At 72.4% G+C, this 9,460-nt stretch carries 8 protein-coding genes and 1 pseudogene; 7 read left to right on the forward strand and 2 right to left on the reverse strand.

Going from position 1 to position 9,460, the window contains the following annotated elements:
• Both HII36_RS50730 and HII36_RS50735 read left to right on the forward strand, forming a co-directional pair.
• Nucleotides 1-2,717 (forward strand): annotated as a pseudogene (locus HII36_RS50730) (hypothetical protein); the annotation flags it as partial.
• Nucleotides 2,718-2,789: 72 nt separating this feature from the next.
• Nucleotides 2,790-4,094, forward strand: a complete 1,305-nt coding sequence (locus tag HII36_RS50735; RefSeq protein WP_173530588.1) for an MFS transporter — start codon at nucleotides 2,790-2,792, stop codon at nucleotides 4,092-4,094.
• Between the two features lie 8 nt (nucleotides 4,095-4,102).
• On the opposite strand, the gene HII36_RS50740 is transcribed toward HII36_RS50735, so the two are convergent.
• Entirely contained in the window at nucleotides 4,103-4,633 is a 531-nt protein-coding gene (locus HII36_RS50740) for an NUDIX hydrolase (protein WP_173530589.1), read from the reverse strand.
• On the opposite strand from HII36_RS50740, the gene HII36_RS50745 reads away from it, so the two are divergent.
• The 5 genes from HII36_RS50745 to HII36_RS50765 all read left to right on the forward strand — a co-directional run bounded on the left by HII36_RS50745 (nucleotide 4,576) and on the right by HII36_RS50765 (nucleotide 8,200).
• On the forward strand, nucleotides 4,576-5,202 hold the full coding sequence (locus HII36_RS50745) for a DUF6758 family protein (protein ID WP_173530590.1): 627 nt from the start codon (nucleotides 4,576-4,578) through the stop codon (nucleotides 5,200-5,202). The two genes, HII36_RS50740 and HII36_RS50745, sit on opposite strands and share 58 nt — an antisense overlap.
• Nucleotides 5,203-5,256: 54 nt before the next feature.
• The gene (locus tag HII36_RS50750) at nucleotides 5,257-5,871 is read left to right on the forward strand and encodes a MarC family protein (protein ID WP_173530591.1); all 615 of its coding nucleotides are present in this window, start codon (nucleotides 5,257-5,259) and stop codon (nucleotides 5,869-5,871) included.
• 11 nt (nucleotides 5,872-5,882) lie between these two features.
• Nucleotides 5,883-6,599 (forward strand): MBL fold metallo-hydrolase, encoded by a 717-nt coding sequence (locus tag HII36_RS50755; RefSeq protein WP_173530592.1) that lies wholly within the window; start codon nucleotides 5,883-5,885, stop codon nucleotides 6,597-6,599.
• A gap of 1 nt (nucleotide 6,600) precedes the next feature.
• A complete protein-coding gene (locus HII36_RS50760; protein WP_328808270.1) occupies nucleotides 6,601-7,590 on the forward strand; it encodes a RecB family exonuclease in 990 nt (329 codons plus the stop codon).
• 148 nt (nucleotides 7,591-7,738) lie between these two features.
• Nucleotides 7,739-8,200, forward strand: a complete 462-nt coding sequence (locus HII36_RS50765) for a hypothetical protein (protein WP_173530593.1) — start codon at nucleotides 7,739-7,741, stop codon at nucleotides 8,198-8,200.
• Between the two features lie 56 nt (nucleotides 8,201-8,256).
• Here the strand turns inward: HII36_RS50765 and HII36_RS50770 are convergent.
• On the reverse strand, nucleotides 8,257-9,460 hold a 1,204-nt coding region (locus HII36_RS50770; RefSeq protein WP_173530594.1), incomplete at its 5' end, for a tetratricopeptide repeat protein.

Genomic DNA, 9,460 nt, shown 5'->3' on the forward strand with positions numbered 1-9,460 from the left:
GCCCGGAACCCGGCCAGGAGCCCGGCCCGGCCCGACAGGAGCCCGCTCAGGAGCCCGGAGAGGCCCCTGACGAGGCCCGGCGGAGTCCTTCCGAACCTTCCCCGCACCTCGCGGCGTCCCCCACGGCCGAGGCGCCGCCGGAGACCGCAGTCACGGACGACCCGCCCGACCACACGCAGCCGCTGCGCGTCCCCCGGCACCTGGCCCCCTACCAGAACCGGCCGGCCGCCGACACACCCGCCGACGCAGGCACGGACCCGGCCACGGACCCGGTCGCGGAACCGTCCCACGAGCAAGAGACACCAGGCCAGGAACCGGGCGCGCAGGACGACGGCGAGGTCAGGCGGGTCGGCAGACCTCCTGGCGGCCGGCCCACCCGCCCGGACCTCCTGGTCGCCTCCGGCCCGCCACGCCCTGGCGGCTCCAGCGGCAGGCACCACCGCGGCCCGGCCCCGGCCGCCGTCCGCAGGTCGAGCCCGATGCGCCGGCGCAACAGGGCGGTCCCCGTGGTCCTGTCCCTGGTCGCCGCCCTGATCGTGGCCGCGGGCGTGCTGGTGTGGCAGTGGGCGACGCCGCGCGGCCCGGCGCTGCGCGTGGACGCCGGCACCGGACGTTCCGGCGACGAGCTGTTCACCGTCCCCGCGGCCAGCGAGGGCGCGATCCAGCGGCTCAACGACATGGTCGCGGTGGGCAAGACCGTGGTGGCCGTGGGCAGCGACATCACCAACCCCACCCCGCGCCCGCTGTTCCTGTACTCGGCCGACGGCGGCAAGATCTGGAAGCTCGGTCAGGTCACCGGCACCACCACGCCCACCGTCCAGCGCGTGGTGGGCGGCGCCGGGCGCTGGCTGGCGATCGGCGGCGAGAGCGGCCTGTGGACCAGCACGGACGGCTTCGGCTGGACGGCGGTCCCGATGGCGGAACCGGCGTTCAGACCGGGCGACGCGATCGCCGACATCGCCAGGACGAGCTCGGGATTCGCCGCGGTCGGCCGTACCAGGGGCCCGGACGGCGGCACCGGTCCCGCGGCCTGGCGCTCCGACGACGGCGAGACCTGGGAACGCGTCGAGACCAGGGGCCTGGAGGTGCTCGAACTCGCCGCGGTGGTGGCCAGGCAGGACACGGTGGTGGCCGTCGGCCGCCCGTCGCAGGGCGAGGGCTCGCGGGTGCTGCGCTCGGCGGACGGCGGGCGCACCTGGCAGGTCACCGCGCTGTACCTGCCCGAGGCGACGCCGCGGATCGGGACGCTGGCCGTGCTGCCCAAGCAGTTCGTGCTGGTGCCCACGGGCCGGCGCACGGTCTCCGGCGACGTACGCGTCTACTGCTCGCCCACGGGCGCGGAGTGGGCGCAGTGCGGTTCGATCGTCGGGCTGAGCGAGCAGAGCCCGGGCATCGAGACGGTCATCTCCTACAAGTCGGGCATCGCCGCGATCAGTCAGTCGACGCTGGGCAAGTACGCGGTGCTGACCAGCCCGGACGGCCGCGCCTGGAACCGGCGCGTGGACCTGGAGAACCCGCCGGGCGCCACGCTGCGCGGGTTCGCGATCAACGACGCGGGCACCCTGCTGGCCGGCGGTGACCAGGCCGCCTCGGACGTGGACAACCAGCTCGTGCTGATGACCGCGCCGCAGCGCGGCAACGCGTCCCGGGTGCGGCTCAACGAGGTGGCGGGCCTGACCCGCGTCGCCCGCGAGACGAACCGGGTGACCAGCCACGCGGGCAGGTACGTCGCGGTCGGCTCGGCCGCGGGGGACGCCGGACTCTGGACGATCAAGGACTGGAAGAGCTGGAAGTCCATGAGCATCCAGGGCCCGGGCCGTCAGACGCTCGACGACGTCGCGCACGGCCGGCGCGGCTGGCTGGCGGTGGGCAGCACCGAGGCGAGCGCGGCCGTCACCGACCCGCTGCTGGTCTACTCCGACGACGGCGAGAGCTGGAAGGAGGTGCCGGTCACCGGTGACCTGGCGCGCGACAGGGACCAGCCCTACCTGGGCGTGCACGCCGTCGCCGCGGGCCAGAAGGGCTACGTGCTGGCCGGCGAGTCCAAGGACCCGTCCGGCGCGTCGGCCGCGGCCCTGTGGTTCACCCCGGACCTGCGCAAGTTCACCAGGGCGAAGAAGCTGCCCCAGGGCGGCGCGGGCGTGCGCGTCCACGACGTGATCGCCATCGAGAACGGATATCTGGCCGTGGGCGGCTCGGGCGGCGGCGATCAGGAGAAGAGCGTGATCTGGTTCTCCGGCGACGGCGTGAACTGGAGCGCCCGCGAGCGCCTGGACCCGCCGGACTCGACCGCGTCGGGGTTGCGCCAGGTGGTCGAGCGTCAGGGCAGGCTGGTGGCGATCGGCACGGCGCTGTCGGCGGGCTCGCGCCGGGCCTTCGCCGCGGTCTCCGACGACGAGGGCGAGAGCTGGAAGACCGCGTGGCTGCCGGCCGAGCGGGCGGCGTCCGTGCACGACCTGGCCGCCGCCGAGCAGGGCCTGGTGGCGGTGGGCTGGCACGGCGAGCCTGGCGACGGCGACAGCGCGGTCTGGACCTCGCAGGACGGCCTGACGTGGAACCGCACCGGGCTGACCAAGGACCGGCTGGCGGGGCCGGGGATGCAGTGGTTGTCGTCGGTCGCGGTGTCGGGCTCGGAGGTGGTGGCGCTGGGCAGGTCCACGACGTACGACGCGGACCATCTCATCCTGTGGACGTCCAGCCTGTCGGCGAACCGATGAAAATCATTGACATGACTCGGGAGGTCAATGACGCTTGTCGTCATCCCCGGTGACGGTCGGAAGGCACCACGCATGACGGCAGCGGCTCACGACTCCCAGCACCTCGAACCCCTGCGGTCCCGGCGAGCCCTGGTGGCGGGCTCGGTGGGCAACTTCATCGAGTGGTACGAATTCGGCGTCTACGGCTACTTCGCCACGATCATCGCGGCGAACTTCTTCACCCCGGCGGGCGCCGGGCCGTTGGAGGGGCTGGTCAAGACGTACGCGTCGTTCGCGCTCGCGTTCTTCTTCCGGCCGCTCGGCGCGGCGATCTTCGGCAGGCTCGGCGACAGGATCGGCCGCCGGCCGCTGCTCATCGTGGTCGTGCTGCTGATGTCCGGGGCGACCGCGCTGATCGGGCTGCTGCCGACCTACGCCACGCTGGGGGCGCTGGCGCCGTGGCTGCTCACGTTCGTCCGGATCCTGCAGGGGTTGTCGGCGGGTGGCGAGTTCGGCGGCGCGGTGTCGCTCATGACCGAGTTCGCCCCGCGCGGCAGGCGCGGGCTGTACGGGTCGTGGCAGTCGTTCACGGTGGCGCTCGGGCTGCTCGGCGGCGCGGGCGCGGCGGCGCTGCTGGCCACGGTCCTGTCCGAGCCCGATCTGAAGGCGTGGGGCTGGCGCATCCCGTTCCTGCTCGCGCTGCCGCTCGGCGCGGTGGCGCTCTGGCTGCGGCTGCGGCTGGAGGAGACGCCCACCTTCCGGCGCGTCCAGGCCGGTGAGCCTGTGCCGAAGCCGTCGGCGGGCGAGGTGGCCAGGGCCATCGCGCTCGGCGTCGGACGGCTGATGGGCTGGTCGGCGGCCGGGTACACGTTCCTGGTCGTCATGCCGTCGTACCTGCAGAGCGCGCTGAACGCCACCTTCCAGCAGGCGCTGATCGCCACCGTGGTGGCCAACCTGGGCTTCGCGCTGGCCATCATCCCGGCGGGCGCGCTCAGCGACCGGGTGGGGCGGCGCGCGGTCATGACGGCCGGCGCGCTGCTGGTGGTGGCACTGGCGTTCCCGCTGCTGAACCTGCTGCAGGACCCGGGCGCGCCCGCCCCGGTGAAGGGCCTGGCGGTGCTGGTGGCGGGCGCGGCGGTCGGGCTGATGGCGGGTCCCGGGCCCGCGATGCTGGCCGAGATGTTCCCGACCACGGTCCGCTACACCGGGCTCGGGCTGGCGTACTCGCTGTCGAACGCGGTGTTCTCCGGCTGCGCCGGGCTGATCATCACCGAGCTGATCAAGAACACCGGCGACCTGGACATTCCGGCGTACTACGTGGTGGTGGCCTGCGTGCTCAGCGCCGCCGCGCTGCTCACGCTGCGCGGCGACGACCACCGCAGGGACCTGCGCACCTGAACGGGTGGCTACGCCTCCTTGAGTACCCCCCAGTCCGTCAGGCATTCCAGCAGGCCCTCCGACAGCGGCAGCAGGTCCAGTTCGTGCCTGGAGTACCAGCGGGCGTCCGCGGCGTCGTCCCCGGCGGTCAGCGAGCCGCCGACCACGGTGGCGAGGTAGTCGCGGATCACGTACGTCGCCCCGCCTGGCCCCGGCAGGTCCACCGTCCCGGCCAGCGGGCCCACCGTCACTCGCAGCCCGGTCTCCTCCAGCACCTCACGGCGCACGCCTGCCTCGTCCGTCTCACCAGGCTCAAGACGCCCGCCGGGAATGGACCACAGGCCCTGCCCGGGCGGGCGTCCGCGGTGGATGAGTAGGAGCCGGTCAGAGGCGTCGAAAATGATCGCGCCGACACAATTTACGCGCACGTGACCAAGATTACGACGGGATAACGGGAAGCGCCCTTGACGCAACGGCGCCGGACGAAGCACCGTGGGTAGCTGTGAGAGCGGCTCCAACCTGTCCAAGGTGTTTTGGCCCGCTTCACGGGCCGAACGCATGGTCGAGCGCGTGGCGATGCGACACGCACGGTGATGTCCCGCCGTATCAGCCACCGTGGCCGCCATCCGGCGCGGCCCTTGAGGCGATGCGGAAGAATGCCGTGGTGCCCGTGTGGCTGCCATGGCCGTTGCCGCCTGGCTGGCTGGTGACCGGCTTCGGGGAGGTGGGTGATGAGCGCACGGGCGCTCGCGCGAGCCTGGTCGCGCTGTCCGGGCCCGCACTGATGGACGGCCCGGCGGATCTGCTGGTCATCGCCGAGGAACCGGGAGTGGGGCTGGGCGCCGCGTTCGCCGGCCTCGACGGCCCCGACCCTGGCGAGGGCTTCGACTCGGGCCCGCCGAACGCCAAGATCGAGGTCCACGGGCATCCCACGGCGCTGTGGTGCGTCGGCGGGGCCGCCGACCGGGCCGTGTACGCCGGTGAGGCGCTCGGCAACTGGCTGTGGACCATCTGCTGGCCCGCGGACGCCGGATGCCTGATCGCGCTGGCCGAGCTGTCGCTCAGGGACGTCCGGGACTACGAGCTCGACGTGCCCTTCGGCGCCTTCTCGCCACGGCTGGAAGAATGAGTCCCGACTCATGAGACAGGGCTCCCCCCGGGCCGACCGTTGGGGGAGCGAGCGATGCCGGACGTCAGGTTCTTCGTCGAGGCGTTCGTCACGATGTTCGTGATCATGGATCCGCCCGGCGTGATCCCGCTCTTCCTGGCCTACACCTTCGGCCGCGACGCCCACGAGCGCAAGCGCATCGCCTGGCAGGCCGCGGTGACCGCGTTCGGCCTGATCGTGGTGTTCGCCGTGTTCGGCCAGGTCATCCTCGGGTACCTGCACGTCGAGGTGCCCGCCATGCAGATCGCGGGCGGCCTGCTGCTCCTGCTGGTCGCGCTCGAACTGCTGCGTGGCGTGGCCCAGCCGCGCACCGACACCGTGCGCTCCAACGTGAACGTGGCGCTGGTGCCGCTCGGCACCCCGCTGCTGGCCGGTCCAGGCGCGATCGTGGCCACCATCGTCTTCGCCCAGCAGGCCGCCGGCCGGACCGTCCAGGTGGCCACGCTGCTGGTGGCCATCGCCGCGGTGCACATCCTGTTGTGGCTGTTCATGCGCTTCTCCGCGGCCATCATCAGGGTCATCAAGGAGAACGGGGTGGAGCTGGTCACCAGGATCGCCGGGCTGCTGCTGTCCGCACTCGCCGTACAACTCATCATCAACGCGATTCGCTCTCTCATGCAGACGGGCTAGAGTTCGGAGGCGTGACAGCGCGTATCGAGCGAGTGGTGACCGAGGGCGTCGTCGAGATCGACGACGTCCAGCAGAAGGTCGAGAACAACACCTGGATCGTGGGCGACGACGAGGAGGTGATCGTCATCGACCCCGCACGCGACGCCGAGCAGATCCTGGAGAAGGTGGGCGAGCGGGAGGTCCTGGCGGTCATCTGCACGCACGGCCTGCCCGACCACGTCGCGGCCGCCATCGAGGTGGCCAGCAGAGACGAGGCCGTGGTGGCCCTGCACCCGAAGGACAAGCCGCTGTGGCGTGAGACCTGGCGGGAGACCTGGCCGGACATCGACATGGAGGACGACGGCATCTTCGGTGTCGCCGACGTCCAGCTCGACGTCATGGAGACCCCGGGCATCAGCCCCGGCGGCGTCTCGCTCTACTGCGAGGGGCTCGGCGCCGTCTTCACCGGCAAGACCCTGCAGGCCGACGGCCCGGGCAAGCTCGGCGGCGAATACCCGGCGCTGGCCGACCAGCTCACCGCGATCGGCGGCCGGCTCTTCACGCTGCCCGGCGACACCCGCGTCCTGCCCGCGCACGGCGACGAGGTGACGATCGGCGACCTGGAGCCGCACTTCGACGACTGGGTGTCCGGTTCGCTGACCCGGGTCGAGACCGAGCCCGCGCCCGAGGGCCCGCTCACCGACGGCACCAAGATCTCCGGCATCAAGCTCGGGCCCGGCGACGACTAGGGTGTACGACCAGCTCCCGCTGGACGGGATGCCGCGACGGCTCTACGCGTGCACGCCGTCGCGGTTGAACGCCTGGCTCGACTGCCGCCGCCGCTACCGGTTCACCTACCTCGACCGGCCGCAGCCGGCCAAGGGCCCGGCCTGGGCGCACAACAGCGTCGGCGCCAGCGTGCACAACGCGCTGGCGGGCTGGTGGCGCGAGCCGTACGAGCGGCGCACGCCCGCGATGGCGTCGCTGCTGCTCACCAACGGGTGGATCACCGAGGGGTTCAGGGACACCGAGCAGTCGGCGCACTGGCTCGGCCGCTCCCGCGACCTCGTCACCGGCTACGTGGCCACGCTCGACCCGGCCGACGACCCGGTGGGCGTCGAGCGCACCGTGGCCACCCGCACCAAGGTGATCGCGCTCTCCGGCCGCATCGACCGGCTCGACCGGCGCGGCGACGAGCTGGTCGTCGTCGACTACAAGACCGGCCGCAGGCCGCTCACCCAAGACGACGCGCGCGGCTCCCTGGCCCTGGCCGTGTACGCCATCGCGGCCTCGGCGATGATGCGCACGGCCTGCCTGAGCGTCGAGCTGCACCACCTGCCGACCGGCGAGATCGTCGAATGGCGGCACACGGACGAATCGCTCGCCAGGCACCTGCGGCGGGCCGAGGAGCTGGCCATGGAGGCCGCCGCGGCCGACGAGCGCTACCGCGAACTCGTCGCGGCCCCGGCCAGGTCGGCCGCCACCCGCCGGCCGACCGGCCGCGCGCAGAGTCGGCCGAGCGGGAGCACGCCGCCGGGGGCCGGCTGGCCCGACGCGGTCCCGCGCGACCGGCCGCCCGCCACCCCGGTCAGCGGACCGGCGGCGGTGCCGAAGGAGATCGACGACCTGTTCACCCCCAGCCCGGGCCCGATCTGCTCGTGGTGCGACTTCCGCCGCCACTGCCCGGAGGGCCTGGCCGCGGGCACCGAACGCAACCCCTGGGACGGCCTGGCCGACTAGCGCCGTCAGGAGACCCCTGACGCGCCGCTCAGGCGGAATCGCGCGACATACCGCGGACATACCAGCGGTCCCTAGCGTGGCTGGGGCCGGCACCAGCCTGGTCGGTCGGCAGCCGGCCGACAAGTCGCTCACACTAGGGACCCAACTCGTGATGTTCAGAGATCTGCCCAAGGCGTTCGGCACGACCGCGGCCGGCGCACTGATCGCGGCCGCCTGCGTCGTCGCCAACCCGAGCGCGGCGGCCGCTGGGAGCTTCAACTACTCGGTGCCGACCAAGGCCACCGACGTGCGCACGTTCAAGGAGTACGTGGCATCCAGCGGCGCACGGCTCCAGCTCCGCATGGGCAAGTACAACGGAGCGTGGTACCGGTGGGGCCGCGTATCCAACCCCACCAGCACCCTCAACAAGGACTACAACCTGCACTTCTGGCGGACCGGCGGCTACGGCTGCCCGGATTCCTCCACCTCCACCGTGGACATCGACGGCACGTCGTACACCGGTGCGCTGAAGATCACCAACTCTCCTCCTCCCTACTGCACGTACGTCGCCACCTGGGGGCCGAAGAACTCGTCGGTCGGCGGAGCGAGGATCGAATGGCGCGGACACTGACCTGATGCGTGAGAGCCACGCCCATGATCAGGGCCGTGGCTCTCACGTCGCGCCGGTCAGAGCAGGTTCTTGATCGGCTGGGGCGTTTCCGGCACGGGCTGGGCGAGGATCCCGGCCGCCTCCCCTGGGGCGAGGAGGCGGGCATCGCGCAGGAGGCCGACCGACCTCTCCCACTGTCGCCGTGCTTCGCCGTGCCGTCCGAGTTCGTGCAGCGCGGTGCCGAGCCACCAGCGTGACCTGGCCTCCTTCAGCCCGTATCTCGACTCGCGCAGCAGCCGCACGGCCGTGGTGTAGCTCTCCACCGCCTCGGCGAGCCGGCCGGCGTGGCGGTGGACGTCGCCCAGCGAGTCGTGCGCCGAGCCCGCGCCGGCGCGCGGATCCGCCTTCGGCCACAGCTCCACCAGCTCGCGCGCTTCCGCGATGGCCTCGTCGAAGCGCCCCTGCCGCGAGTGGACGTGCATCCGGTTGTTGCGCAGCACGATCGTGGCCACCGGGCGTTCCGCGTCCTCGTTGAGCGCCAGGGCGTGTTCGAGGTAGGCGAGCGCGTCGTCGAGACGTCCCACGATCGTGTGGATGACCCCGAGGTTGTTGAGCGCTCCCACCTTCCTGCTGGGCAGTCCGGCGCGGTCCCAGTCGGTGAGAGCGGTCTCCAGCGCCGCGATCGCGGCGTCGTGACGGCCCTGGTCGCGGTGCACCCAGCCGAGGAAGCTGCGCAGCTGGGCCTTGTCCTCCCAGGCCGCGATGCGATCGGCCACCTCGATGGCCTGGGCGTAGACGTCGGCGAGCTGGGTGTGCCAGCCCTGGTAGCTGAAGGGCCAGTGGAGCCCGATGGCCAGGCCGACGGCGGTCTCCGGGTCGGGTCCGGTCAGCGCCTGCTGCACGGCGGCGAGCAGGTTCTCCCGTTCGTCCTGGATCCATCGTCCGGCTTCGGTCAGGTCCTTGAAGACGCTCGCGGGCAACTCGACGGGGCAGCGCAGCACGGGATCGGTGTTGAACGCGTTGCTCGCCATCCACAGGGTGGTCAGGTGGTGGTGGAGCACCCGACGTACCGCGCCGGCGCGTTCCTCCTCAGGCAGGTCCTGGTGTGCGCGTTCGCGGGCGTACAGGCGGACCAGGTCGTGGAGCTGGTAGCGGTCGGGGCCCGCGGGTTCGAGCAGGCGGGCGTCATGGAGGCGGTCCAGCGCGGCTTCGGCCCGATGGTGCGGCCAGCCGGTCAGGGCGGCGGTGGCGGCGGAGGTGTGGGTGGGCAGGCCGAGCAGG

This window comes from Nonomuraea antri, assembly GCF_013283785.1.
Lineage (GTDB): Bacteria > Actinomycetota > Actinomycetes > Streptosporangiales > Streptosporangiaceae > Nonomuraea > Nonomuraea antri.

What these genes read in the sequence shown, in the direction of transcription:
- HII36_RS50735 (WP_173530588.1), top strand. Translation starts at nt 2,790, where the DNA reads ATGACGGCAGCGGCTCACGACTCCCAGCACCTCGAACCCCTGCGGTCC.
- HII36_RS50740 (WP_173530589.1), bottom strand. Translation starts at nt 4,633, where the DNA reads ATGCGTTCGGCCCGTGAAGCGGGCCAAAACACCTTGGACAGGTTGGAG.
- HII36_RS50750 (WP_173530591.1), top strand. Translation starts at nt 5,257, where the DNA reads ATGCCGGACGTCAGGTTCTTCGTCGAGGCGTTCGTCACGATGTTCGTG.